This window comes from Streptomyces sp. NPDC001843 (assembly GCF_042891955.1).
Classification (GTDB): domain Bacteria; phylum Actinomycetota; class Actinomycetes; order Streptomycetales; family Streptomycetaceae; genus Streptomyces.
Window position 1 is genome coordinate 427,592 of the sequence record NZ_JBIATQ010000005.1, and the last position, 26,129, is coordinate 453,720.

18 protein-coding genes and 2 pseudogenes are annotated in these 26,129 nt (G+C 68.6%); 7 read left to right on the forward strand and 13 right to left on the reverse strand.

Annotated elements, in window-relative coordinates; all coding sequences use genetic code 11:
* Nucleotides 1-116: 116 nt before the first annotated feature.
* From ACFYZQ_RS16210 to ACFYZQ_RS16230, 5 genes are all read right to left on the reverse strand, one after another.
* On the reverse strand, nucleotides 117-884 hold the full coding sequence (locus tag ACFYZQ_RS16210) for a glucose 1-dehydrogenase (protein WP_389147199.1): 768 nt from the start codon (nucleotides 882-884) through the stop codon (nucleotides 117-119).
* 213 nt (nucleotides 885-1,097) lie between these two features.
* Nucleotides 1,098-1,253: a hypothetical protein gene (locus ACFYZQ_RS16215; protein WP_256215702.1), complete on the reverse strand. Its 156-nt coding sequence runs from the start codon at nucleotides 1,251-1,253 to the stop codon at nucleotides 1,098-1,100.
* 197 nt (nucleotides 1,254-1,450) lie between these two features.
* On the reverse strand, nucleotides 1,451-1,798 hold the full coding sequence (locus ACFYZQ_RS16220) for a cyclophilin-like fold protein (RefSeq protein ID WP_058079689.1): 348 nt from the start codon (nucleotides 1,796-1,798) through the stop codon (nucleotides 1,451-1,453).
* A gap of 259 nt (nucleotides 1,799-2,057) precedes the next feature.
* A complete protein-coding gene (locus tag ACFYZQ_RS16225) occupies nucleotides 2,058-2,468 on the reverse strand; it encodes a cupin domain-containing protein (RefSeq protein ID WP_093498189.1) in 411 nt (136 codons plus the stop codon).
* Between the two features lie 46 nt (nucleotides 2,469-2,514).
* The gene (locus ACFYZQ_RS16230) at nucleotides 2,515-3,531 is read right to left on the reverse strand and encodes a zinc-dependent alcohol dehydrogenase family protein (protein WP_385843003.1); all 1,017 of its coding nucleotides are present in this window, start codon (nucleotides 3,529-3,531) and stop codon (nucleotides 2,515-2,517) included.
* Between the two features lie 225 nt (nucleotides 3,532-3,756).
* Between ACFYZQ_RS16230 and ACFYZQ_RS16235 the strand changes: the two genes are divergently transcribed.
* Nucleotides 3,757-4,647, forward strand: a complete 891-nt coding sequence (locus ACFYZQ_RS16235) for a helix-turn-helix transcriptional regulator (protein ID WP_093498187.1) — start codon at nucleotides 3,757-3,759, stop codon at nucleotides 4,645-4,647.
* 50 nt (nucleotides 4,648-4,697) lie between these two features.
* Here the strand turns inward: ACFYZQ_RS16235 and ACFYZQ_RS16240 are convergent.
* Nucleotides 4,698-5,152 (reverse strand): annotated as a pseudogene (locus ACFYZQ_RS16240) (Dyp-type peroxidase); the annotation flags it as partial.
* 405 nt (nucleotides 5,153-5,557) lie between these two features.
* Between ACFYZQ_RS16240 and ACFYZQ_RS16245 the strand changes: the two are divergent.
* Nucleotides 5,558-6,655 (forward strand): IS110 family transposase, encoded by a 1,098-nt coding sequence (locus ACFYZQ_RS16245; RefSeq protein ID WP_389147205.1) that lies wholly within the window; start codon nucleotides 5,558-5,560, stop codon nucleotides 6,653-6,655.
* Between the two features lie 65 nt (nucleotides 6,656-6,720).
* On the opposite strand, the pseudogene ACFYZQ_RS16250 reads toward ACFYZQ_RS16245, so the two are convergent.
* From ACFYZQ_RS16250 to ACFYZQ_RS16260, 3 genes and pseudogenes are all read right to left on the reverse strand, one after another.
* Nucleotides 6,721-7,125, reverse strand: a pseudogene (locus ACFYZQ_RS16250) (Tn3 family transposase); the annotation flags it as partial.
* A 57-nt stretch (nucleotides 7,126-7,182) separates the two neighbouring features.
* Nucleotides 7,183-8,262 carry a hypothetical protein gene (locus ACFYZQ_RS16255; RefSeq protein ID WP_389147208.1) on the reverse strand — a complete coding sequence of 360 codons (1,080 nt, stop codon included), beginning with the start codon at nucleotides 8,260-8,262 and terminating at the stop codon, nucleotides 7,183-7,185.
* A gap of 60 nt (nucleotides 8,263-8,322) precedes the next feature.
* A complete protein-coding gene (locus ACFYZQ_RS16260) occupies nucleotides 8,323-8,586 on the reverse strand; it encodes a hypothetical protein (protein ID WP_389147210.1) in 264 nt (87 codons plus the stop codon).
* A 531-nt stretch (nucleotides 8,587-9,117) separates the two neighbouring features.
* On the opposite strand from ACFYZQ_RS16260, the gene ACFYZQ_RS16265 reads away from it, so the two are divergent.
* The gene (locus ACFYZQ_RS16265) at nucleotides 9,118-9,429 is read left to right on the forward strand and encodes a hypothetical protein (protein WP_389147213.1); all 312 of its coding nucleotides are present in this window, start codon (nucleotides 9,118-9,120) and stop codon (nucleotides 9,427-9,429) included.
* 116 nt (nucleotides 9,430-9,545) lie between these two features.
* Here the strand turns inward: ACFYZQ_RS16265 and ACFYZQ_RS16270 are convergent, their stop codons facing one another.
* A complete protein-coding gene (locus ACFYZQ_RS16270; RefSeq protein ID WP_389147216.1) occupies nucleotides 9,546-9,818 on the reverse strand; it encodes a helix-turn-helix domain-containing protein in 273 nt (90 codons plus the stop codon).
* Nucleotides 9,819-10,258: 440 nt separating this feature from the next.
* On the opposite strand from ACFYZQ_RS16270, the gene ACFYZQ_RS16275 reads away from it, so the two are divergent.
* The 3 genes from ACFYZQ_RS16275 (at nucleotide 10,259) to ACFYZQ_RS16285 (ending at nucleotide 18,528) form a co-directional block, all read left to right on the forward strand.
* Nucleotides 10,259-15,604 carry a sacsin N-terminal ATP-binding-like domain-containing protein gene (locus ACFYZQ_RS16275; RefSeq protein ID WP_389147219.1) on the forward strand — a complete coding sequence of 1,782 codons (5,346 nt, stop codon included), beginning with the start codon at nucleotides 10,259-10,261 and terminating at the stop codon, nucleotides 15,602-15,604.
* A 387-nt stretch (nucleotides 15,605-15,991) separates the two neighbouring features.
* Nucleotides 15,992-18,052, forward strand: coding sequence for a GNAT family N-acetyltransferase (locus ACFYZQ_RS16280; RefSeq protein WP_389147222.1), 2,061 nt, complete (start codon nucleotides 15,992-15,994; stop codon nucleotides 18,050-18,052).
* A gap of 17 nt (nucleotides 18,053-18,069) precedes the next feature.
* Nucleotides 18,070-18,528 (forward strand): ASCH domain-containing protein, encoded by a 459-nt coding sequence (locus tag ACFYZQ_RS16285; RefSeq protein ID WP_389147224.1) that lies wholly within the window; start codon nucleotides 18,070-18,072, stop codon nucleotides 18,526-18,528.
* A 523-nt stretch (nucleotides 18,529-19,051) separates the two neighbouring features.
* Here the strand turns inward: ACFYZQ_RS16285 and ACFYZQ_RS16290 are convergent.
* Nucleotides 19,052-19,228 carry a hypothetical protein gene (locus ACFYZQ_RS16290; protein ID WP_389147227.1) on the reverse strand — a complete coding sequence of 59 codons (177 nt, stop codon included), beginning with the start codon at nucleotides 19,226-19,228 and terminating at the stop codon, nucleotides 19,052-19,054.
* 451 nt (nucleotides 19,229-19,679) lie between these two features.
* Between ACFYZQ_RS16290 and ACFYZQ_RS16295 the strand changes: the two genes are divergently transcribed.
* Nucleotides 19,680-19,955, forward strand: a complete 276-nt coding sequence (locus tag ACFYZQ_RS16295) for a hypothetical protein (protein WP_389147229.1) — start codon at nucleotides 19,680-19,682, stop codon at nucleotides 19,953-19,955.
* 244 nt (nucleotides 19,956-20,199) lie between these two features.
* Here the strand turns inward: ACFYZQ_RS16295 and ACFYZQ_RS16300 are convergent, their stop codons facing one another.
* Nucleotides 20,200-22,839 (reverse strand): pPIWI_RE module domain-containing protein, encoded by a 2,640-nt coding sequence (locus ACFYZQ_RS16300; protein WP_389147233.1) that lies wholly within the window; start codon nucleotides 22,837-22,839, stop codon nucleotides 20,200-20,202.
* Entirely contained in the window at nucleotides 22,839-26,105 is a 3,267-nt protein-coding gene (locus tag ACFYZQ_RS16305) for a hypothetical protein (RefSeq protein WP_389147235.1), read from the reverse strand. Before ACFYZQ_RS16305 ends, ACFYZQ_RS16300 begins: the two co-directional genes overlap by 1 nt.
* Nucleotides 26,106-26,129 lie beyond the last annotated feature (24 nt).

The window sequence follows — 26,129 nt, forward strand, 5'->3', positions numbered from 1 at the left end:
GTCATGCCAGGTGAAAGGCGAACCCCCGCAGGCTGTCCTTGCGGGAGTTGAAGGAAAAGCGGCCGGGTTCCGGCGCCGCTGATGGCGGCCGCTGCTCACGGTGGGTCCATGGGCTGTCAGCGGGCGGTGTAGCCGCCGTCGACGGGGAGCGCGACGCCGACGACGAAGCTCGCGCCGGGGCTGCACAGCCACAGGACGGCCTGGGCCATCTCGTCGGCGGTGCCGAGCCGGTTGATCGGTTGGTTGGCTTCGGCCTGGGCGCGGTCGAGTTCTCCCCTGGCGATCATGTCGCTGACCATGGGGGTGTCGATGGTGCCGGGGCAGATGGCGTTGATACGGATGCCGCGGGGCGCGTATTCGAGGGCGGCGCTTGTGGTCAGGCCGATCACGCCGTGCTTGGTGGAGTGGTAGGAGGCGCGGCCGGGGATGCCGACCAGGCCGCCGAGGGAGGAGCAGTTGACGATGGCGCCGCCGCCCTGCGCGCGCATGTGGCGCAGTTCGTGCTTCATGGACGCCCAGACGCCGCGCAGGTTGATGGCGTGGACCTTCTCGAACTGCTCGAGGGACTCGTCGGCGGCGTCGGTGGGCGGGATCTGGATGCCGGCGTTGTTGTAGGCCATGTCGAGGCGACCGAAGGTGGCCACGGTGCGGTCGACGGCAGCGGCGACCTGGTCCTCGTCGCTGACGTCGCAGACCAGGGCGAGGGCCTGGTGGCCCGCGTCGGTGAGGTCCTTCGCCGCCGCGTTCACGGCCGTCTCGTCGATGTCGGCGAGGGCGACGGCGGCGCCGGAGGCGGCGAAGGCGCGGGCGGTGGCCAGGCCCATGCCGGAGCTGGCGCCGGTGATGAAGGCGACTTGGCCGGTGAAGTCGTAGGTGGGGTTCACGGGGTTCCTCCTGCTGGACGAAGCGAGTGTTGGGCCGGGCGGATTCAGGATCGCGTCGATGTCCTTTCGGCGGCCTGCCGTGGTGCGGGGGGCCGAGTGTCGGGGGTGCTCGTGCGACGATCCGGTTCGCTCCGGGCTTCGCGTCGGTGACCGGCGCGATCAGCGGTAGCGAGGTATGGCCCGTTAAGGGCGCCCCGACCAGTGCGGGGCCGGTCACGCCGAGGGAGGGGCGAGGGCCTGGCCTGCCGGGGCTGAGCCGGCGTTGTAGGCGGACGTGGTCGGCGTCGAGGTCAGGGTGGGCGCGTCCCCGGCGAAGCGGACCGCGAGGGCGGTGACGACCGGGTTGACCGTGAACCCGGTCAGGGCCATCAGAAGGATCAGGGATCGTCGCGGTCATGGGGCGCCGGCCGCCGATCGCGGTGCCCGCCCAGTGAACCGGTGCCGGAGGCGGCCAGGTCCGGAGCGGCAGGGCTCCCCGGGAGGCTGGCTTGCCCGGCGCAGGAGCAGCGGTGTGGGGCATGACGACTTCCGTGGTCGTGGAAGGGATGGCCAGGTGGAAAGGGTCTTCAGCTGGCGGGCTCGACGGTGATCCGCTCGGCTCTTGCCAGCTGCTCGACGGGGGCGTCGAGGTGGCCGAGGATCAGCAGGTCGGCCGAGGGGGCCGGGCCGTCCTGGTAGAAGACGGCCAGGTTGCCCCACGGCGCGTAGTAGGCCAGATCGCGGGCCTTCGCCGCGGACGGCTGGGGGGCGCCGTCGGTGGTGAGCTTGCGTGGCGGGTAGCCGATCCGCTCCGTGCCGTGGAAGTCCTCCAGCGCGAGGGTGAGCGGGAGCAGGCCGGCCAGGTCGCGGCCGGCGGGGCTGTCGTTCAAGGTGCCGTCGGCCTTGTGGCCGTCGATCGTCAGGCGAATGCGCATGGCGTTGATCCTGTCGGACGGTGCGGACGATGTGCCTCGCGTGGAAGTCGACGGGTGCGAGGACGGCGCAGCAGGCGGCGGGGGATCGTCGCACGCCGTCATGGGCCAGACCAGGATGGCGAGCAGGACAGTGCGAGGAGGGCGCGAAGCACGGGCCTGTTCCTCCCAACTCCGCTGGGGCGAGTGAGCAGCCGCAGCATCCTGAGCGCGGCAGTGCCGAAGGCGAGCGCCGGTCGGATGCGACGGCCCGGTACGAGGTTCAGCTGGTGGCCGGTGCGGCGGCGTACTCCTCGTCGGTGACGGGGGTGAGCCAGTGCACGACGTCGTGGTCGGCGTCGCTCTCGTTGATGGCCAGGTGGACCATCAGCCGGTTCGGCGCGGCGCCGTGCCAGTGCTCTTCGTCGGCCTCGAACAGGACGCGGTCGCCGGGCCGGATGACCTCGATGGGTCCGCCGCGGCGCTGGCACAGGCCGATGCCCTCGGTGACGAAGACGGTCTGGCCGAGCGGGTGGCGGTGCCAGTGGGTGCGGGCGCCGGGCATGAAGTGCACCAGGGCGGCGCTGACCCGTGAGGGCTCGGGTGCGGCGGCGACGGGGTCGATGTAGACGTCGCCGGTGAACCAGTCGGCGGGGCCCTTGACGGTGTCGATCGAGCTGCGGGTGATCTGCACGGTTGCTTGCTCCTTGCTTCCTGTTCGGGAGGACGGAGTGGGTGGGTCAGGGCTTGAGGAGTGCCTTGATGGCGCGGCGCTCGTCCATGGCCCGGTAGCCCTCGGCGACCTGGTCCAGAGGCAGGGTGAGGTCGAAGACCTTGCCCGGGTCGATCGCTCCGGTCAGGATGCGGTCGATCAGGTCGGGCAGGTAGCGGCGCACCGGAGCGGGGCCACCGCGCAGGCCGACGTGGGAGAAGAACAGCTCCTGGCCGTCGATGGCGACCTCGTGGGGGACGCCAACGAAGCCGACGTTGCCGCCGGGGCGTGCCGAGTGCAGGGCCTGCCGCATGGCCTGGGCGGTGCCGACACACTCCAGCACCGCATCGGCGCCGATTCCACCGGTCATGTCCTTGATCCGGGCCACGCCCTCGTCGCCGCGCTCGGTGACGATGTCGGTGGCGCCGAACTCCTCGGCGAGCTTCTGTCGCGTCTCGTGCCGGCTCATGACGATGATGCGCTCGGCACCCATCTCCTTGGCGGCGATCACCGCGCACAGCCCGACCGCGCCGTCGCCGACGACCACGGCGGTGGAGCCGGGCTCGACCTCGGCGGCGTCGGCGGCCCACCAGCCGGTGCCCATCACGTCGGAGACGGCCAGCAGACCCGGCCAGAACCGCTCGTCAGGGATCTCGTCGGTGGCGACCAGGGTGCCCTGGGCGTTGGGGATGCGCACGTAGTCGGCCTGGCAGGTGGACATGAACTCGCGGTGCAGGCAGTTGGACGGGAAGCCGTTCCGGCAGTTCGCGCAGCTGTTGTCCGAGGTGGCGAAGGAGCCGACGACGAACTGGCCCGGCTTGACGGCGGTGACCTCGGACCCGATCTCCTCGACGAAGCCGACGTACTCGTGTCCCATGGGATGCGGGTCGCCGATCGGCTCCGCGCCGCGGTAGGGCCACAGGTCGGAGCCGCATACGCAGGTCACGGCCGTACGGATGATCGCGTCGGTCGGGTGGAGGATCTTCGGGTCGTCCAGGGTCTCGAAACGGACGTCGCCGGGGGCGTGGATCACTGCGCCGCGCATGAGAGGGATTCCTTTGCGTGCCATGGCGTGCGGCCGCCGGATGTCCGGGGCCGCCGCAGAGTGCAGGACCGGGTGCGCTTTCCCCGCTTCGTCCCGCCGGGACGGAGCGGGCGGAAGCACCACGCCATCCAGGTAACCCGCTCCCGGGCCGCGGAGCGAGGCACCCTCAAGGGGCGTACTGGCAGTGCACCCCTACGGCGGCGGGCGGGACGTACCGTCGAAGGCATGGACAACCGTGAGGAGGTCCGCGAGTTCCTCACCTCGCGGCGCGCGAAGATCACTCCCGAGCGGGCGGGCCTGCCATCCGGCATCCGCCGCCGGGTTCCCGGACTGCGCCGCAGCGAGGTCGCCGCCCTGGCCGATGTGAGCGTGGAGTACTACGCCAAGCTCGAGCGCGGCAACCTCGCCGGCGTCTCCCCCGCTGTACTCGAAGCCGTCGCCCGCGCCCTCCAGCTCGACGACGCCGAACGCGCCCACCTGCTCAATCTCGCCCAGGCCGCCGACGGCTCCGACGCCCTCACCCGGCCACGCCGCCGCACCACCCGGGCCTGGACGTCGCACCGCAGCCTGCAATGGGTGCTGGACGCCGTCACCGCGGGGCCCGCGTTCGTCCGCAACGGCCGCATGGACCTGCTCGCCACCAACCAGCTCGCCCGCGCCTTCTACGCCGACGTCTACGCCACGGCCGGCAACCAGGCGAACCTGGCCCGGTTCCAGTTCCTCGACCCCGCCTCGCGCCGCTTCTACCCGGACTGGGACCAGGCCGCCGACATCTCCGTCGCCATCCTGCGCACCGAAGCCGGCCGCAACCCCCACGACAAGGACCTCCACGATCTCGTCGGCGAGCTGTCCACCCGCAGCGACGACTTCCGCACCCGCTGGGGCGCCCACAACGTCCGCCACCACGGCACCGGCACCAAACGCTTCCACCACCACGCCGTCGGCGACCTCACCCTCGCCTACGAGGGCCTGGAGATGGCCGCAGAACCCGGCCTCACCCTCACCATCTACACCGCCGAACCCGGCTCACCCTCCGAAGAAGGACTGCGCCTGCTCTCCGCATGGGCCGCCACTCGGGAAGCCGACCCTGACACGAAACGATCTGCGCCCAGATGACCGTGAGTGCGAGTGGGTGAGGTGATCGGGGCGCCGGGCGGCGGCCGTCACACTTCCCGCCCGGCGCAGCAGAAGACCAGGCCCATGCCGAGGTTGCCGACATCGTCGATTCCGCGGTCGTAGTTGTAGCCGCGGCGCAGGATACGGGAGTCGTCCGTGGCGGCGGTGCGTGGGTTGGCGAGGCGGATATGGGCGTCGAGGGAGATCGGGTTGCCGTGCGAATCCTTGGCGTAGTTGGGGACATCGGTCTCCTTGACGCTGTCGAGCGGGGCGCCGGTGTCCTCGCGGCGGCCGAACATCTTCTCCTGCTCGGTGAGGTAGACAGGTCCAAGAACTCGACGAGCACGCGGATGATCCGTATGACCTGGTAGCTGCCGCCCCTGTCCCAGGCGGGCTCGTCGGCGCCGCCCCCTCCCCATATGGGACGGTTGCTTTCTCGGAACGAGGCGACGTCGGGGTTGGCGATGCCGTCCTTGAAGCCGAGCAGGTTGCGCTGGGCGCCGGTGGAGCCGCAGCTGCCGCAGCCGGTGAGCACCACCTCCTTGCGTGACGTCTCCCTGCCAATACCGGTCAGGAGTGGACGAGAGTCAACGCTTTGTCAGCCCGCTCAGTCAGGTTGAGCATCCGTTCGGCCGAAGTCATCCGGCAGTGATCGAGTCACGCCGCTGTACCGGCATCGATGGGACGGTTGCGCAGTGCCGTCCCGGGCGGGGGTCTGACTCGTGAGATCTATGACCGAAGTGTCCAGTCACGGACCTGTCGGCTGCCGTTGCGGGATGCTGCCTGCCACCGAGCCACAGGGCGTGTCCCAATAGGGGCCTTGCCGAGTTCAGGCGCCATCACGGTCCAGACCGCCCGAGCAGGCCGGTGCCATCCACCCATCACGTCACCACGCGGGAGGCCAACCATCATGACGACCAGACAGCGCAGCACCTCCTCGAGCACGGATCCGCCCGTTCGGCGCGAGGTCGTCCTGGGCGTGGACACGCACGGCGAGGTGCATGTTGCCGCCGTGATCTCCCCGCTCGGGAAGATCCTGGGAACGGAGTCCTTTCCCGCGACGGCGGCCGGCTATCGGCAGCTGCTCGTGTGGGCCCGCAAGCGGGGGACGGTGCGCCGGGCCGGTGTGGAGGGCACCGGCACCTTTGGCGCGGGCCTGTCCCGCTACCTGCTGGCCCAGCAGATCCAGGTGTTCGAGGTGAACCGCCCCGACCGCTCAGCCCGCCGGCTACTGGGGAAGTCGGACCCGCTCGACGCGCAGGCCGCCGCGCGGGCCGTGCTCAGTGGCCGCGCCCGGGCCCGGGCCAAGTCCGGCGACGGTCCGGTGCACAGCGCCCGGATCTACAAACTCGCCAAGGACTCCGCGGTCAAGGCCCGTACCCAGGCGATCAACCAGCTCAAAGCCGTCCTGGTAATCGCCGATCCCGCCCTGCGGGAACGGCTGTCCAGTCTGGGCAACCGCGAGCTGTTCCGCACCTGCGCACGCCTCGGCCTACCCGGCGGTGGGGGAGACGAGGACGCGGTGACCCAGGCCACCCACCTGACGTTGCGCATGCTCGCCGAGCGCGTTGAGCAGCTCACCGGGCAGATCGATGAGCTGAACCAGCGCCTGACCCGGCTCGTCGAACGCCACGCCCCACAGCTGCTCTTACCGATGGGCATCGGCCCGGACAGCGCCGTCACACTCCTGATCACCATGGGGGACAATCCCGAGCGGCTGAACACCGAGGCGTCCTTTGCTGCCCTTTGCGGAGTCAGCCCCATCGAGTACTCCTCCGGGCGGCGCATCACGCGCCGCCTCAACCACGGCGGCGACCGGCAGGCGAACGCAGCCCTGCACCGCATCGTGTTCACCCGCCTGCGCCACGACCCGCGCACCCAGGCGTACTACGAACGCCGCACCCAGGAGGGCAAGACCCGACGCGAGATCATCCGATGCCTCAAGCGGTATGCCGCCCGCGAGGTCTTTAACCTGGTCAGACCGGTTTCCCGCGCCCCCGCGTTATAGGGGCGTCGGTGATAGAGCCACACCCGTTGGGCAACATCCTGGGGGACATCTGCCCGGTTCTATAAGACGACGCCCTCGCGCACGGAGACCGCCACCCGCATCAGGTGCCGGAACTGGGACGCGATCAACTCCCAGTCGATTGAGTTCCTCCCTGCCTCGCCGAACAGCGCGTCGATGTGCACGTACTCGGTGGTCTTGCTGGGCCGGTAGAAGGTCAGCCCCTTCCAGTCCCTGATCCTCGGCATCAGGTCGAAGCCCAGCAGATGGGTGAGGGTGAAGACAGGCAGAGACTGGCCCTGGGTATCCGCGTGCACGGTGGTGGGCTTGACCTTGGAGGCGTTCTTGAGCAGGCCCTCGATGATGTAGACGGCCTCCCACACCTCGCACGGGATGAAGTGCGTGAACAACGCGATGTAGGTGTCCGAGATGTGGTGGTAGGCGATGCTTCCCGGCTTGGAAGCGCGTGGGTTCGCGGATTCCTGGACGTGGACAGGGTGGAACCCACGCATCGTCGGAAGCCTACCCGTTCAGTCGATGCGGGTTCCTGCCGCCGATTTCGCCTCCTGTTGGGTATCCATGCGGCCGGTGTTGCGCAGGACCAGAGAGATGAGCGAGGCAAGCCGGACGAACAGGTAGTCGACGGCAGAGCCGTCGGGGAGATCGTGCTTGCCGTGCTCGTGGTGCCGGATCGTGAAGTTGTTGCCTGTGCTCGTCAGTGTCCTGAACTCGGTCTCCAGAAGGTCGCGAAACGGTTCGAAGCCAGGGACAGCACGGACCAGAAGCTGTTCCGCGGATGCCTTCTTCTTGTCCCCGCCGAGTTCGAGAGTCTTGAGCCGCTCGAAGGCGTCCCAGAGCTTCTCAAGAGCGTCCCGCCGGTCGAGCGGGTTCCTGGACAAGAACCGGGCCATCGCGTCGTTGAGCTTGTCATCGAGCTGTGGGTCTCCGGTGTCGGGCCTGAAATCGGAGACCAGCGGACGCGCCTCGGGCGGCCCGAGCCGTCGGACGCGCATGTCGTCACCGATGGCGAAGGCGATCCCGTTCCTGGCGAACAGCAGGTTAACGTCGCGTTGGAACTGCTCCTGTCCCGGCGTCAGGCCGCCGTTGAAGTGCAGGTTGGCTCGCTGTGTATCGAAGGTGTAGTCGGTGTGTTCGAAGCACCAGCTATGGGGCTTGCTGTGGCTCGGCTGTTCGATGTGGAGAGCGACGAAGTCGACCACATCCAGCGCGGTGGCGGTGTCCGGTGCCTTGTCTGGATCAAGCGGAGCTCGAGTCGGTGCCTGGGTGTGAGCCCTTGGAGAGGGCCGGTCAAAGAAGATCTCGTCGGACTCGGTGTGCTGCTCTTCATCAGGCGGCGCCGGGGGCTCGACCAGCTTGGGGACATGGGCTTTGAGAGAGTGGAGGAACTTCTCTTCGTCCGCACCGGTGATGGTGTTGCGACCGCGGTCGTCCGGACAGTCGTACCGGGGAAAGGCCCGTGCGAGCGAGCCATCGTTGATCCGCTGCTGGATCAGGACTGTGATTCCTGCCCAGGCCTCGGTGGTGATGATTTCGCTGACGCGCGGTCTGCCGTGCCCAGCGCGGTCGGAGTAGAAGGTGCTCTCGGTCACGGGAACCACCTTGGCAGCGGACTAGCGAGCTCTCCAACTGGGTTTCCTGGCAAGGAATGGTTATCGCCAGAGGGTGGACCGGCGTTCTGGGTGGGCGGTGTCGATGTACTTCATCGCGGTCTCGGCGGCGATGCCGAAGACGCGCATGAGGTGGACGGGGTCGGCGGTCTGGCTGGCCTCGTCGAAGATGCGGTCCTGGCGGAGCTTGGACAGAGTGAGGCCGAGCGGCCGGAAGATGTCGTTCATGACCATGGTGGAGACGGGCGGCAGCCGGTCGTCCGCCACGGTCTGCTGGCTGACCAGCAGGTAGGGATTGGCCGTCAAGGGCCACCGTCGGTGGCGGTCGCGGAGCCAGTCACTCGCGAAGATGTGGGTGACTTCGTCGAGGTAGACGGTGTGCCGGAGGTCCCGCCGGGCCGTCAGGCGACCGCGAGCGAGGTCGAGATCGGTCAGGAGGAGGCATCGGGTCTCACGCCGGCCGAGCGCGTGGAGGTGAGGGAGGGCAGGCGGTCCAGTTCCCCGACGGCGATGCAGGTCCAGTACGTCGGCGTGAAACAGGACGGTCTGTGCCGGGTTGACCAGGTGGGGCGAGATTGCTCGTGCCGGCGGACGTGCAGCGGCGGCTCGTTGCCGGGCCCTGTCGTGCGGCGCCGGATAGCCGAGCGCTCCGGGGCGGAGCGCGAGTCTGAGTGCGAGGTCGCCGCCGAACCACAGCTGGGTCCATGTCTCGGTCCGGGCGTCGGGGCGTGACGGTCGATGTGCAGGCAGCAGGCCCGGCAGATGCCGTCCAGCATTAGCGGGGCGCTGCGGCGTCCGCAGCGGCGGCAGTCGCCGACCGGGTGCCGGCCTGGCCACGTGCTCCAGCTGCTGCAGCCGGAGCAGACGGAGCGGAAGCCCCAGCAGTCGCAGTGCCGACAGCTGCGGTGCGGCTTCGGCGGGACGGCGGCGTCGACGTGGACGGAGAAGGCTGGCCTCGCGCAGGATGTCGGCGACCGCGCTCTGGCTGCGTGGCAGATCATCGAGGACCTCCTCGGCGACCAGGTTCTCGCGTCGGCATCCCGGACGGCCAGGGCCAGCCGGAGCATCCAGCAGGCCGCCCTCCACCACGCCTTGCTCAGCTCCTGCTCGGCGGCGTGGGCGACAGCGATGGCCTCCAGACGGTCGTAGTCGGCGAGGTCCCGGTCGCGGATGCGCCGGACGTGCTCCTGTGCGAGCTGCCGACGCGGTCCTTGATACGACGAAGCCGTTCGGGAAGCACCCCGAGGGGGCTTCTGCGAATCGTGCTACGACGTGTCGCGGTCGGCGTGGGTACCGTTGTATTCAGGCACCCCGCTCTCGAGCACGCGGAGCAGGGACGCGGTGACGACACGTGTCGTACGGCCGATGCGCAGCACGCGGCAGGGGAACTCTCCGCGACGAACAAGGTTGTAGCCCTTCGCTCGTGAGAATCCCAGTGCCCTTGATGCATCTTCCACGCTCCCTGTTCCGTCCCAGGTAGCCCGAATGCGGATAGGGCTGTAGCGGGGGCCTGACGGCGCTTTGCTTTCTTGATGCATTTCGAAGTGTTTCTCCTTGCTCAGGCGGTATCGCTATTCTTGGAGTCGGTGGCTGGGGTCCCGTACTGCGGAGTCAGCTGGCAAAAACGGCACAGCGGTAAGGGCCGGTAGCGGTTACACCGATTCCAGCTGAGAGAGCGCGGCGATCGGTGACGGGGTCGTTGCGCTGAAGGGGGACCAGGGATCTTGGCTCTCGGAGTCGATCTGGTGTCATCTTCGCGATTCCTTCCGACATGCGAGCAGGTGTTGGCGGTGGGCCATTAATGATCCGCGGGATTGCCGGTTTGGCTAACCGGCAATCCCGCGCTATGTTGCGCCGCTTTGCAGGTGCTGCGGAGTCAACAGGGCCGCTCGCGTCAAACGCCCTTCAGGGCTCCTTCCCGCTCAGTAGGATCACCGGCAGAGCGGGGCGGGAGGCGCACGGGGTGGGGAGCAGCGGTATGGCAGCGGGGGGTCGGCGGGGGTCGGCGGAGCGGGTGCGGGAGCGCCGTAGGACCGCGGTGCGCAAGCGCGTTCACGACAAGGCACTGATCGAGGTGCGGGGCTGTCTGCGGGACTGGGACGACGGCCGGGACGCGGCACGCGAGGCCAAGGCGGTGGCCGAGACGATCATCGCGCCCGAGTACGAGGGCCGGGTGCTCATCGAGTTGTTGCAGAACGCGCACGACGCGCACCTGGCCGGCGCCGCCGACGGACGTATCGAGATCCGGCTGGACGAGGACGAGGGTGAGCACGGCACCCTCTATGTGGCCAATGGCGGCAAGCCGTTCGGCGGCAAGAACTTCAAGGATTTGTGCAGCATCGCCCTGTCCAGCAAGCGTGCCGACGCCGGGATTGGCCACAAGGGCGTGGGCTTCAAAAGCGTGCTGCACCTGTGCGACGCCCCCGAGGTCTACAGCGTGGCCAGGGAGGGATCCCGGGTCCCCGACGGGTTCACCTTCCGGTTCGCCCGGCTTGACGACTACGACGCGCTCGCTCGGGAGGTGGCACCCGAACGCGTTGACCTCGCCGACTACTTGAAGGAGAACCTGCTCACTCTGAAGGTGCCGGTTTTTCTGGAGGAGGCACCGAAGAGCGTCCACAACTTCGTGCGCCGGGGCTTCGTCACCGTCGTCCGTCTGCCGCTGAAGTCGGCCGACGCGCGCTCGGCCGCCGGGGCACAGATGCGGGAACTCATGGATGGCAGCGCCCCGTTCGAGCTGTTTCTTGACCGCCTGGAACGTGTCCGGCTGGAGCGGCGGGTCGCAGGGAAAACCCGGGGTAAGACGTATGACCGCCAGGTGGAGGTGCTTCACCAGGCACGCGGCCTGAAGGTGCAGCAGGTCACCTTGCGCCGGCGGATGCGACTGATCGTCGTCTGCGGGAAGGCCGACCCGGACCGCGCCCGGGAGGCGCTCACGGCGTCGATCGAGAAGAGCGGGATGCGACGAGACTGGATGGCCTGGGAGAAGAAGGCCGAGGTTCGCGTCGCCGTACCGGTCGCCGATCCCCTGCGGGAGGGACGGCTGTACACCTTCCTGCCGATGGGCGAGCAGATCCCGGCGCCCGTGCGCGGCTTCGTCCACGCCCCGTTCTTCGCCGAGATGAACCGGCGCTCGTATAACGAGGCGGTGCCGTGGAACGGCCTGCTGCTCGACACCGTGGCTGAGACGTGTGCCCGCGCGGTACTCGCCACCGGCGAGGGACGGGCCCCCGTTCCCGCCGGAGCGCTGGTCGACCTGATGTGCTGGCGGTCGCCCACGGCACTGACCCGGCTCACTTCCGCCTTCCAGCGGCTGGGCCACGGCATCGCCCAGGTCCCGTTCATCCCTGTGATCGCCACGGCGTCCGGCACGCGCACCTCCCTGCACCGGGCAGTGCTGTGGGAAGGCAAGGAGCACGCCACGGCCTTCACCCCGCACGCGGTCGCCGCCAGCGGGGTCATCGATCTCCTCGACCCGCAGCTGCATTCCGTACGGCTGCGGCGGCTGGTGTCTCTCGCGAGGAGTGTGGGCACGCGCCTCGAACCGCCGCCGGAGCGCCTGGCCTCCTGGGCGGAGAGGCTCGCCGAGGCCGCCGCCCGTGCCCCCTTCGACCCTGGATGGTGGGCGGACTTCTACTACGACCTCTCGCAGGAGTTCCCCGGCGGCTCGGCCCTGACCGGCAAGCGGATCATCCTCACGTCCGGGCCCGCGCTGGCACCAGCCAGCGCGGAAGGCGTCTTCTTCGACCGGGAGTCCCCGCGGGGCGGCTCCCTTCCGGCCCTGCCCGACGGGCTGTCCGGCCGTCTGCACTTCGTGCACGAGGGCATCGCCTGGACCGGCAAGGGCCGCAAGCGCAGAGCGCAGGGCCGCACCTGGCTCAGGACCGCCGGCCTCGTCCACGAGTACGGCGCCGAGCGGGTGCTCGAGGTCGTGGCCGCGGCACTGAGGGCGGACGGAGAGGGCGGAGTCGAGGACGGCGTGCGCCTGGCCTGCCTTCGCTACGCCTGCGCGGTCTCCCACGCGCTGGAGACCGAGGGGCACAAGGCTCCGCAGCTGAAGGGGCTCCGGGTACCGACCCGGGGCGGCTGGCAGGAGGCGAGCCGTGCCATGTTCGGGCCGGGATGGCCCGGTGAGCACTCTTCCATCGATGACACTCTGACCCGGTTCCTGGAGCGCGTCCGGGGACTGTCGTCCGTACTCACCCAGACGGAACAGCGGCTCCTCCCGCGCCCCGAGGAGCTGTGCGGGGACACGCTCCCAGTCGAGGCCATGCGGCGCTTCCTCGAACAGCACGGCGTCGCCCACGGCCTGCGTCCCCGGCACGAGGTCTTCCGCACCGAAGTGCGAGGCCAGGATCTCAACTGGCCCGCCCGTTTCTGGGTTCCGAACCGACGGGATCTGCTGCCACAGTGGCGGACGACCGCCGAGCGCTGGCCGAACCGGCGGCGGGTCGGCTACCTCAAGGTGGCCTACCACTCACACGCCCGTTCCGCGGCCGTGCTACCCGGCCAGGACGACTACGCCGCCTTCGGTGAGGAGGACCGCAGGCTCTACGCGGAACTCATCGTGCACGGCCTCGCTTTCTCCTGGCCGGACTCCGCGCTGGAGATGCATTTCGTACGCCACACCGACTCCGCGGGGACCCACTGGCCCACCCCGCTGGCCGCCTTCCTAGCCCAAGCGCCGTGGATCCCGCAGACCACCGCCCCGGGCACCCCCGCTGAGGGGACCGTGTTCGCCACGGCGGGCCGGGCCTGGTGGTGGCAGGGCACGCAGTCCCCGCCCCCGCTCCTCAGCGTGGTGCCCGCCACCTTGCGCAGCAGGCGGTCCGCCAAGCTCGTGACACGCCTCGGCCTGCTCGGCATCCGCTCCTGGGACGACCCCGGCACCGCGCTCGACCGGCTCAGCCATCTGCCCAACCTGGTGCAGGCCGGCCCGCACCTGCGTGAAGGCAGGCACGCGCACGAGATCGGGCAGGAGTACGAGAAGGCTTGGGCCCAGCTGCTGCCCGCGGACGGCGGCACACGCACCGCCGACGGCGGGCCCGCCACGCCACCGCACCGGCTGCTGGTCCACCGGGCTGGTGCCCTCGAACCGCTGGACCCGGCGGAGACGGACGAGACGGTCTTCGTCCCAGACCCGGACGGCGCCCAGAACCGGGCACTCCTGGACCGCGTCCCGGTACCTGTGATCCCGATCAGGGACAGGGCGCTGGGCGCCCGGGTCCACGCCTTCCTCGACCAGGGGGCGACGTTCGACGTCCAACGGTGCGGCGACGCCGCACACGACATCCAGGCCGACGGGCTGCCCGTCCGTGAGGCGACGCGCCTGCCATTGACCCAGTACGCGGGCCCCTGGCTGCTCACCCTGGTCGCGGCCCTGGTGGAGTTCGACGAGGAGCGCGCGTCCCGGACGGAGCCTGTGACCGTGGCCGAGTCGACCGGGCTGCTGCGCCGCTGCGAGGTGACCGTGGCCGACGAGGCCGTCGTCTGGATCGCCGGACACCGTCTCACCGAGAACGGCACACACCGCGCCCTGCTTCACCCGCACCCCGACCGGCCCTGTGTCGTCGTCGTGCACAGTGGGCCGCGCACCGGCTGGCGGGTGCTCCGTACCGCCGCCCCCGCCCTGGCCGCCCTCATCCGTGCGCCCTACCTCGCGGACATCCTGTGGAAGGCCCTGACCCGGCTGGAGGAGCGGGGCCTGAAGACGGACGACGTGTCCGAGGAGGATCTCGCGGACGTCCTGGAGCTGCGGCAGCACCAACTGCGCGCCGTCCTCGCCGAGCGGGCCTCGCAGCGCTCCGGCAGCGCGCGGCTCGTGCCGCTCCTCGCCTGCCTCGACCTCGACCTCGCGGAGGAACTCCAACAGCGCGTCGAGGACTTCCCCGACCGTGCAGCCCTCCTGACCTGGCTCACCGCCCGCGCCGGCGCACCGGACGCGGAACGCCTCATGCGGCTCCTCGACGACGACGATCCGGAACGGCAGCTGAGGGCCCTGTCCGTAACCCTGGCCGAGGCCAACCGAGCCTGGCGCGCACTGAGTCTGCCGCAGATCGACAACACCGACCGGCACGAACGGCAGTTCGCGACCTGGCTCCAGCGAAACCGTCCCGCACTCGCCGAGCGGATCAGAGACGCCCACGCCGACGTCCACCGCTCCGGCCGGTCCCTGGCCGCCTACGTGCGCCTGCGGGGCCTGCCCACACTCGCGCCGGACCCGACCTGGCACACGACACTCTGGGACCTCACCGACCAGCTCCTCCAAGCTCACGCCGACGCCTGGCTGACCCGATCGCTCCCCGCACAACCGCCGACGTCCCGCGCGCTGCCGCCGCTCACCGAGGTCCGCGAAGCATCCACCACCGCCGTCCACCAGCACCTGCCGCGTCTACGGCAGCTGATCCAGGAATGGCAGCGTCTGCACCCGACGAGCCACACCGTGGTGCCGCCGCCCCCGCAGGAGGTGCTGCGAGCGCTGGACGACGAAGGACTGCTGGACTTCGAGGTCCTATCCACGAAGGCGTTGATCACCTGGCTCAGCCACCACGGCCACTGGCCGACGGACATGCCCCTGTCGGACAGGCGCGCCCAACTCGGGCTGCCCCCGACGCGCTCGTCGGCGCCTGCCGGGAACAGCGGCACGGCCGCGGGCACAGGCCAGTCCGGAGCACCCGTGCCCGGCCCCCAAGTGGCCCTGAACGGCAGGCTCGTCCCGGCGGGCCCCGACGACCTGGCCGCACTGGCCCGTGAGGTGGCCGCGGACCTGACACCGGAACAACGCGCCACTTCGGCCACGGCCGTGACCACGCTCGCCCCCCGCATTCCCCGGCCGCGCACCCCGTCACAGCCCGGAACGGGACCGCAGCGCGGTTCCTACCAGGCCACGGGCAACGACCAGGACCGCACCATGCCAGTGGGCGTCGCGGGTGAGGCAGCGGTGGCCGCCTGGCTGCACAAGCAGTTCGGAGTCAAACCACAGGACTCATGGAAGTCCAGCCTGCGCGTGCACGGACTCGCCGGGGCACAGCCGGGGGACGACCGGCTCGGCTACGACTTCCTCATCCACGACGGCGACGAGACCTACCTCTACGAGGTCAAGGCGTCCACGGGCGACAGCGGAGAGATCATCCTGGGCGAGTCGGAGGTGCGACGCGCTTCCCGGCTGGCCCCAGGAGAGACGTACTTCATCGTGTACGTCTCCCATGTCTTCGACCGCGACCGCCGCGCCATCACCGTGCTGCCCAACCCATTCGGCGCTCCGGACCTCGCAGGCTACGAACTGGTTAGCACCCAGCTGAGGCTCCGCTTCAACCTTGGCTGAATCACAACGGGACCTGGAGCGACCGGTCCAGGTCGGCTCTTCGCCGGGGAGCGATGAGCCGCCATTGTGCGAGCGCATTGGGTGTCCGTGCGGGCGGCGATCTTCGCCGTTGCCGTCAGCTCGACCTCCGTGCGCTGCTGGCGAGTCAGCCCGGTGGCTTCGGTCGGGGCCTTCAGTCACCGCTGCGGCCGGCGAGCAACCGTCGGTGCCGGTCATGCCACAGCCAGACGCGAAAGTCACCGCCGCCTGGCAACCGGTTCGAACGAAACAAGAGTAGATGGATTCCCGTCAGTTAGTCGGTTTTGATCAATCAGTGGCTCGGCACGGACGCTGTTGGGCAGTATGCCGTCCTGGGGCATTGTCGGTTGAGGGAACCGGAGGGGGAACATGGCGATCAGAGTGCTGCCGGTGTCTGCGGATCAGTCGGAGTTGCTGGACATGGTTATCGCTTTGGGCGACCGCTACACGAAGTATCTGGGTCTGCTCACGCCGCCTGCCTACCGTAAGCACGCCGAGGACGGCGGCCTGCTGGTGGCCTTGGATGACGAGGAGGTCGTCGGCTATGCGCTCTTCGGGCTGCCCAAACGGAGTCTGTATGTGCGGTTGGCTCATTTGTGCGTGGCGGAGGAGCACCGGGGCAAGGGTGTCGCTCGTGAGCTGATCGAGGCGATCCGCGCGCGGCATGCTCATCGGCTCGGTATTCGTGCGAAGTGCCGGCGCGACTACGGGCTCAGCGGTATGTGGACGGCGCTTGGCTTTGTTCCCAAGGGTGAGAGTCTGGGGCGGGGCAAGGACAAGGAGACTCTGGACACCTGGTGGCTCGACCTGGGGCACGAGGATCTGTTCACCGAGGCCCAGAGTGATGCGTTGCTGGTGGTGACCGTCGACCACGGCATGTTCGCCGGGCTGCGCGGTACGGGAGCGGAGCGCGCTGTTGCTGAGGCGCGTGCTCTCGAAGCGGGATGGCTCGCCGACCTGATCGAGCTCGCGTTCACTCCGCAGCTTCTGCATGATGTACGCGATGTCGAGGAGCGTGAGGAACGCAACCATCAGCGTGCGGGTCTTGCCGAGTTGCGGTCACTGTCTCCCGACAGCGCTGCCGTTGCCATCCGCTTGGAGGAGCTGGCCGCGGCAGCGAGGAAGGAGCTGCCTGATGTTCCCCTCGATGATCGGCAGCGCGCCCGCTTGCGCTACGTGGCCGAGACGTCGTGTGCCGGGATCCAGGTGCTGGTGACGCGCGATCCCGCACTGGCGGCTCTAGCGGACATCGCCTGGGACGTCGCACGGGTCAAGGTCGTCTCCCCGGCGGTGGTCACGCTGCATGTGGACGAATTGCGCCAGGCCCAGGTGTACCGTCCTGCGGATCTCATGGGCACTGCCTTCTCCGCCGAGGAGATCGCGCCAGGCGGTGAAGGAGAGCTGGTCGCCTTCTTCGACCAGGCCGAGGGCGACCGTGGAACGGGCTTCGCGGAGCGGCTGAAAAGCCTCGCCAATGACGGGGTGCTGTGGCGCAGGGAGTTGCTCCGGGATGGAGAAGGGCACCCGGTGGCCCTTTACGTCTGGGCGATGGACGGCCGCACGTTGAACGTCGCGTTCCTCCGTACGGCGTCGCACCCGCTGGAGGAGACACTTGCACGGCAACTGCTGTTCATGCTCAAGCGCCTTGGCCGGGAGCGGGGGGCACAGGCGGTCCGTATCACCGATCCGTTCCTGTCTCCGACGGCTATGGCGGCTGCCGGCGCCGACGGCTTCACCGAGGACGAGAGCGGCTTCACCGCACTTCTGGTCGACGTCTGCGGACCTGCTGAGGCGGTCTCGGAGAAGGCTGCGGAGATCGCGGGGCGGATGAGGCGGTCGACGCCACGACTGGATGATCGTGTGTCGCCCGAGATCGCGAGCGTGGCCGAGCGGGTGTGGTGGCCGGCCAAACTGATCGACACGGCCCTTCCCTCCTTCATCGCGCCCATCAAGCCGCGCTGGTCCACGGAGCTCTTCGACGTTCCGGCCATGCTCGTTCCCCGTGACGACGTACTGGGCATCAGCCGCGAGCATGTCTACTACCGCTCGTCCGGACACCGCGGAGAGAGCGTTCCCGCCCGGATCCTGTGGTACGTCAGCGAGGGGGCTTCCGGGCACCAGGGCAAGATGGTCATCGGCTGCTCGCGCCTCGACGAGGTGGTCATCGACGACCCCGACACCCTCTTCTCGCAATTCGAACACCTGGGCGTATATGGTCATGCCGAAGTGCGTGCCGCAGCCGATGTGTCGGGCAAGGCCATGGCGTTGAGGTTTTCGGACACGGAGATCTTTCCCGTACAGGTGACGCATGCACGAGTGATCGCGTTGGCCAAGGGACTGGGGCTACGGTGGGTACCGCCGATGCAACTGTCAAAGATCAGCAACGCACTGTTCCAGGCCATGTACGAAGAGGGGCACCGAAAGACGTGAGTGATCCGGAGCGCGCGATGCTGCTGTCCGTCCACCCTCGGTTCGCCACGGCGATCCTGGCCGGAACCAAGACGGTCGAGGTCCGCCGGCAGCGCGTCGCCGTCCCGCCCGGAACTCCAGTACTCCTCTATGCGACCGCGCCCACGATGGCCATCGTGGGCATGGCTCGGATCGCTTCCGTGCAAGTGGCCTCCCCGCGGGAGGTCTGGTCGGCCAGCCGCACGAGTGCCGGGATCAGTCGTCGCGAGTACGACGAGTACATGAGTGGAGCGACTCAGGCCAGCGGTCTGTTGCTCAAGGAACCGATCACCTTCGAGGACCCGGTACCACTGGCCGCGCTGCGAGCCTCGGGACCGTTCCATCCACCGCAGAGCTACCGGTACTTGACCGGTGAAGACCTCCGGAAGGTTGCTGAGGCGGCACCGGTGACCGGGGCGGCCCTTCAGGGCGCATTGAAGGACCTGACGCCAGCCTAGGCCGAATACACCTCCTCAACGTGCGGGAAAGGATGCGCCAACGTCAGGGCGCGCCCGCATCCCTCGCCGACCTGGCCCAGGCCCGGACGGCTTGACCAGCCGAATGTCAACGCCCGCCATCCGAATGGTCGGCCGAGCATCGACCCGGCTTCCGCCCGAGCGCTGTTTCTCACCGCCGAGGCGACTGCCGACCCAGGCGGGTCGGCGAGGGCTACTCACTGGTGCCGTAGGTCGCGTGGTTGAGGTGTGCACCAAACCAGTGCTTGGGACCATCCTGCTCCACGGGTGCACCCCGCTACAGTCGGCCAGATGCAGATGGACCAAACCTCGAAACTGCGAGTCGAGTTGACGAGGTGGCTGACTCAGGTACGCGAGGCCAGGGCACTGGGAACACACGAGTCGGACTGGCGGCCCCTCGTCGGCCTCCCGGCCTGGCCATGCGTGAGGAACTGTGTGGCCGCGCTGGCCCCGCTGGCCGACGGCGTGGGCCACTCGGCTCAGCCCGCTCAGGTACAGCAGGGTTTCATTCGGTGCGGACATCGACGATGATCAGGTGGCGGCGCGCTTCTCTACTTTTTGCACTGCGCCCCGGGGGGCCTTTGAAGAGTGGCTGTTCCTCGTTGGCCAGGCCCCGGTCGGCACAGACATCCCGCTCGGTGAGTGCACCCTCCGCACCCTCCGGCGTGACGAACTGGGTCACCTGCGCCCGCCGCTGCACTCTATTACCGACTCTGTTGAGGATGCGCCCGCTGCCGAGAGCGTTCTGGAGGGGGCGCTCGTCCTCCAACCACGTCCAATGAAAGGGCGTTGGTCAATGGCTACCGCTTCCCTCTGTTGGGTATGCACACCCGGCCCGAACTGCTGCACTGGCGACCGCTGCTGACCTTGCTGTTGTTGAGCAGCGGCATGCTCCGTATGAACGCCTGGTCCATCGTCGAACGAGAACGCGGAGCAGACCTCCACGGTGGCACCGTGCCCGTGGTCCATCCACGTCGACGACACGGGTAGGGAGATCGAGTACGAGAGGCGTAACACCGGCCTGTGGCGGGTGACCAAGATGGACCTGCCACGGTTGAACGCGTTCGCAACAGCCGTGGACGGGCTGATCAGCACGGTGCTGGCGGGTGCTGACCAGAAGAGCAAGAGGGCTCGTGGGCAGGGCCTATGGGCGCCGCTCGAAGTACGCCCACGGTGACGACACCGGCGACGCCGACACAAAGGAATTGCACCAGTTGCGGCGCGTAGCCCACAACACGCTGCTGCGCTGGCTGGTCACAACCGTGTCGACGGGCCCGGATCTCCCGCTGGAACTCGACAAGACCCTGCTGTCCGACGAGCTACGAACAAGCACGGTCACGGCCCCGTTGAGGTCGTTCTACGAGGCCACACCGCCGGTGCGGCTGCCTGCGGATTTGCTGTCTTCCTGACGCTACGAGGTCGGATCTGACCTTGGGCGATTCCCAGTCGGCTCCAGACGCATCCGAGCTGGTGCTCATACCGCCAGTCGCGACCTGACTGAAGTCTCGCCGCGACTGGCTGAGAGTAAGGCACATGTGCGGAAGGTGCCCGCCACACCTCCGCGCCGCCGCGTTTGCAGGCCATTTGTCGTGGTGGTCTTCTGGTGTGCCCGGCCTGTGTATGACCGAGCAACGGCGGGCTCGGCCGGGGAGGTCAGGAGATGTATTCCTCCATCAGTTCGGCTAGGTGCATGATTGCGGGCCAGGTGGTGGCGATGGTGGTGTGGGCGTGGAGGCGTCGCTGAGCATGGACGTACATGGCCCAGTCGGCCGGGTTGTCGCCGTCCTGGAGGAAGGCAGGCACGATCTCCAGCGAGTTGGGGTTGGAGCAGGTCCAGGTCCGGTTGGCAGTCTGGACCGGATCGAGCTTGGTGAGGGTCAGGGGGGTCTGATTCTGGTCGGAGCGCGGGTTAATGCCCCAAAAGGCGCGTTCCCCGACTTCGACCAGGCCGGAGAATCGTCCGTGTCGGGTGACAGGGATCAGTTCGTCGGTGTCGTCGCCAGCGCTGACCATTTCCTGGGTGATGCCGAAGGCTCTGGGTACCGCAGAGCGGTCGCTGCGCTCGCGTAGCCGGATGATGCGCAGGCCCGGTTGGTCCCCCGGCTTGCGGCGGACTGGGTCCGCGTTGGGGACCGTGATGTCGATCCCCGGCAGCACGAGCTGGTCGAAGGTGATGCGGCCGTCCTGTAGCCAGGGCCAGATGTTCTTGTCGCTCGTCCGGGCGCGACGTACGAGCAGCAGGCGGTCGGCGGTGGAGTCCAGCGACAGCGCGTTGGTGAGGAAGTCGGCGAGGGCCGCGCGTGCGGTACGGGGTACGCGTCCGCGTCCGGCCGCGAGGGCTTCCGGTAGTGCGGTCAGCGGCATGGGGTGATCGGCGGGGCTGCCGGCCGTCGTCATGAGCTGTGCCGTGGGTTCCTCGTGGGTGTGCTGTCGGATCAGCATGGGCACGAGCATCCGCTCGCCGGCCGGGGAAAGCCATACGGTGATCAGCTCGAAGGGGCCGTTCACGCCGGGTGGGGCGGGGAGTTTGGGCAGGTGGCCCGCCTGGCGGAGGGCGTCCCGGAGAGCGGAAGTGGCGCGCTCGATGTCGGTCGTGGAGAAGTCGGTGCCGGGGAAGCGCTTGGCGAGGGTTGCTTTGCTGGGATTGAGGTTTGCTGGCGGGATGGGGCGCAGTCCCTGGACGTTGCGGCGGAGGCTTGGGAGCACCTTCTTGAAGAGGGGCTTGGGGTCGCGTTGGCGTGTGCGGGTGAAGTAGGCCGCGCCTTCCATCTCCACGATGCAGGCGATGGGGTGGGCAAGGCGGGGGAATGCACGGGTGATTCGGGTGGTGCGCTCGGCCTCGCTGGCTTCGTAGGCGGCTCGCCGGGCTGCTGGGTCCGACTCGGTGGAGCGCGGCAGGCCGGCGGTGAGGTCTTGCGGGTCGCGGCGGTGGAGGGTGAGGTTGATCGGCCCGGTGAAACTGGTGCGATCCGCTGTTGCGGTGGCGGGGGCCAGGTCGAGTTTGCTGGCGGCGGTCTGCAGGCACTGCCAGGTGCGGTCAGAGGACGCCCAGACTTCGATCTCGTACGTGGGGGATTCGGGCAGCTGCATCGGCAGGCGCGTCTTTGCACGGGTCCGCGCCTTGGGCGTGGGCATCAGCGGGACCAGGCCCTTGTCCTCCAGCTGTCGGGCGACATGAGTGAGAACCTCCATGTGGTCGCGGGGTTGGTAGCCGTGGCCGACGGGGTGCTCGTGGGTGGCACGAGCCGGCGGGGTGCCGTCCTGGTCCGGATGGCGGTAGGTCATGCCGGTGCTGTGGACGAGGTGGGCAGCGAAGGGCTGAGCTGCGGCGTTGCCCGGGGCGTTGCACAGCTCGTCGAGGCTGGGTGGCTCGTGGTGGGTGAGGCGGGCGAGGATGCTGGGGACGCCCGGTTGCCAGGTCCAGAGGCTGTCCTGTCCGCGTCGGCGGATGGTGACGGAGCTCTGCAGGAGCATGGGACGTTCGCGGCGGTGGATGAAGCCCTCCTTGGCGGAGAGCAGGACGCTGGCGGTGGGGTCCCCGTTTCCGCGGCGGGGGATGTAGTCGATGGCGTTCGTCGCGAAGCGGGTCATCCCCAGGTCGACGTGGAGGTGGACTTCGGGGACGCCGGGCACGGTTTCCAGGTGGAAGGTGAGGACGTCCACGCTGGCGCCGGCCGCGCCGTCTTCATCGATGAGGAGCTCGGGTTGGCCGAGGTGCAGGGTGCGGCGGCCGTCGGCTTGGGTAGGGCCGAGGCGGAGATCACGGTGGTGGTTCAGGAGCCGGAGTTCGGTGGTGGTGAGGTGTTCGGCGACGAGGCTGGGCAGGAGGTCGAAGACGTGCGGTGGAGGGTTGGCGGTGCCGTTGGGGTGGAGGCCGTGCTGGGCCAGGTCGAGGTCTTCTGGCATCCATTCGATCTGGCCGGCGCCTTCAAGACGGCCGTACCAGTCGGTGTCCGGCACGTTGGGTGCGACGTGAGCGGAGGCCCATGCCGACATAGCGATCAGCAGCAGGTCTGGGTCGATCTTGGTGCGCGCGCGAAGCCAGGCTGGATGGCGTGGATCCCAGTGCACGGAGGTGATGTCTGGGTCGATAAGGGTGAGCAGGTCCCTCAGTGACTTGGTCGGCAGGTTGTCGGGTCCGTTGCGCGTTCGGCGGCCTGGGCGGGCTTCCCAGGCTGCTTGGAGAAGGCTGAGCATCCCTGGCGGGCAGGTCGCGCGGTAGCCCGTGATGGGCCAGCTGGCCCCGGTGGTGAAGGTGAGTACGGTGGCCTGGGTGGCGCGGTAGGCAGGCATCAGCGGTGACCCCAGTCGATGTTGTCGAGGAGATGGGAGGCCAGGCCCCAGCAGGCGTGGGCGAGTGCTTGGTCTAGGCGTTCTGCCGGGCTGGCGGTAGGGCCTGGATCGGTGAGCCAGCCGTGTAGGAGTTGCTGGGTGGCGACGATCACGCTCGTTCGCGGAGTGTCGGCGGCGGTTTCGTCGAGCGTGGCGGTGCGGGGCGCGAAGGCGGCGTCGCAGAGGTACACCAGTACCGGTTCGTTACCGCGGATGCCGCGGCCGATCGTTTGGTGGAGGGGGACGAGGAAGTTGCCGACGAACGCCGCGTGTTCGACCGGGTCGGTGAGGCGAGAGAACAGCACCGGCTCTCCGACTCGCTGCTGCCATCGGCGGCGCTCGCCGTAACGGAGTTTGCGCGCGAGGTCGACTGGATCGATCAGGGGGTCGGCCAGTTCAATAGGGTCGCGGAGGCGGCGCATCGCCTCGCGGCTGAGCAGGGAAAGCGGGAAGGTGGCGTCGTCGGCGGGCGGGTGGATGCGGGCCAGGTAGAAAACCGCGCCGAGGGCGGCGACGCGGCGGGCGTTGAGGATGTTGTGGCCGCGTTGGACGGCGCCTTCGGCAGCAACCAGGATGTCGGCGCCGGACGCGGCAAAGGCGTGCAGGCGGCGCCTTGGGATGCTGTGCCGGGTGGGCGGGTCGTCGTCGCGGATGACGTGCAGGGCCGTGTACGGGGTTTTGTGGTTGATGTAGTCGGCGACGGTCTGGGCGTCGCGGGTGCTCTGCACGGTAAACAGGACTTGCTGACGGTCGGGGGCCAAACGCAGACGGGCTTGCTGGAGCAGGGACTCGCGCGCACCGGGGGGTGGGTTGCAGATCCAGTCGGCGGCCGTGCACAGGGCATGGGCGTGGAGGGCGGGGTTGCCGCCGGTGCCCGAGGTAAAGACGGGACGACCGTCGGGATAGCGCGGTGGCCGGAAGAACATCTTGCTCTGCTTCAGCGCAGCCCTGGCCTTTTCCGGCTCTCGTAGTACCAGGTTCGGGGCGACGTCCAGGTGGAAGCGGGGCGAGGCGGGCATCCAGCTGGTGGCGGAGGCAAGGACGACATGTGGCCCCTCGATGCCCTCGACCGTCAGGAGATCATGGAGGTGGTAGAGCAGCCAGCGGCCAACCCCGCGGAGCCAAAGGATGCTGAACGATCCACTATCACCACCGGGGTTGGGCTGCCACTGAAGCGCCATCAGGTTCCCGGCAGCCTGTTCGGGCACGAACGGCATCAGGTCACGCGGCGGCTGCCGGCTCCAGAAGTCCTCCCCGTCGCCGATCGGGGAGGAGCTAATGGCGGGCAGCCGTTGGGCGACTTCGAAGAAGGACGTAGTGATCCGCGCGGCCCACACCCCGGCCTGCAGCAATTGTGCCCACTCCGCAAGCGCGCCTCGGACATCCGCCTCGCCGATGGCGGGCTGGTGGGTGGTGATCCACGCCTCCGCGGCCTCCTGGGCCGAGACACGAGTGTCATGGGCTGCCGTCATCGCCTCGATCAGCTCCGCCCAGTTCGCCGCAGGAGCCTGGAACGGAGCGGAGAGCAGCGAGGCGAAGTGCTCTTCAAAAGACTCGTCGGCGGCTTTTTCCAGTTCCGCCTTGTCCGTGAAGTCGGTTCGTTCACCAAGGCCATGAAGGCTGCGGGCCAGGCGCCGCAGGAGGCTGTACCCGGTGAACGGTCCCTCGGCGATAACAGCTCGCAGGGCATCCGCATCAGGTGCGATGACCAGCCGGTAGAGCTCGGTCAGGGCCTGATCGTGCCGACGGAAGTGCTTGTCGCTGGCCGTCACCTCCGGGTCGAGGAGGTCGAGGAACCAGGAGTGCTCAAGCCGCTGGCCGATTCGGTCCCCCACCCGGTGACTCCAGCCCCTGCCGGGCTGGGAAAGGATCTCGTGCAGCAGAAACCGGTCGTCGAACTGCTGCTGCACGGTGTCGGCTTCGTCCACGAGCAAGACGGACAGGTGGTGCTGGGCCGCTTCAGCGACGCGGACTTCGATCTGGGACTGCGGCATCCTCGTTGACGCCAGTCCCGCTGCGGTCGTCACCCACACCTGTGCATCGGCAACCATGCGTGCCGCCGTATGCGACGGACACCGGGACAGAAGCGGGCAGTCTCGACGCCCGCTCTCGCCGGCCACGGTGAGCCGGCCTGTGCAGGGTCGATCCTCACGTGGCAGCGGGGCCCGGTTGGCCCTACTGGTCAGCCGCAGCTCCTCCAAGTAGCACTGGTCGTCGGCGAACGCCGCGGCAGGGTCCAGACCCGTGGGGAAGGTCTTCTCGCCGTCGTGGAGGAGTGAGCGCCAGAACCGGTCCTTGTGGACGCCTTCCCGGGTGCGTCCGAAGATGGGCACAGCCGCGATGCCCAGGGCTTGCAGGAAACTGACCTTGGCGAACACGTCGCTGCCGGAGGCAAGGACGAACCCGACCTTGCCGCCGCGGTGGGCGACGATGAAGGCGATCAGGTCCAGCAAGGTGGACTTACCACTGTTCATCAGGCCGACCACATGCCACAAGCGGTCGATGGTCATCCACCACCGCTGGTCGCAGAGATGGCCTTCGATGTGGTCGGCCTGCAGGGCTTCCATCTGCTCGAACCGTTTGACGAAGTCCCGGTTTTCGATCTCCGGATGGGCTTCCAGGATCTTGTCGATCTGTTCGGCAGCCCACCGGAAGTCCTCTCGTGTGAGGGCGATGGGCTCCTGGGCCCGGGAGGCCGCTGCGGGCAGCACGGCTGGAGCGGGCGCCGGGATGAGCGTCTCGGGGACGCGGATCTGTTCCCTGCTGCCGTCGGCCCGCTCGAAGAAGCACACCGAACCAGGCGGTGCTGGCCGGTACGGGGAGGCCGTCTGGTAGGGGGCGATCTTCTGCAGCGTCTGACGGTAGAGGTCATGTCGGCCCGCGGCGTACGGGGTGGGCCGGCGTGTGAATACGGTCGACAACTCCGGCTTGTGGCCGGGCATGTCACAGGGTTCAAAGCCGCGTACCTGGGCCGGGAGCTTCACGTACTGATCGAGTTTCTCCCGCATGGTCCCGGTCTTGGCGAGCGGGCCCATCAACTCCCGCAGAGTCCGGATCTGCGGGCCTAGGTCCTCATCCAGGCGCATGTACCCGGACAGCACCGGCCACAGCGCGCCGATGCCTCGGCCGGGCAGATGGTCGTCCAGGAAGGAGAGGCCCACCTCAAGGGCGCAGACCTCCCAGGGCTTGAGTGGGCCGAGGAGGGGGCGCACACTGTCGTCCGCCAATTCCTTGACCAGGGACTTGCTCCA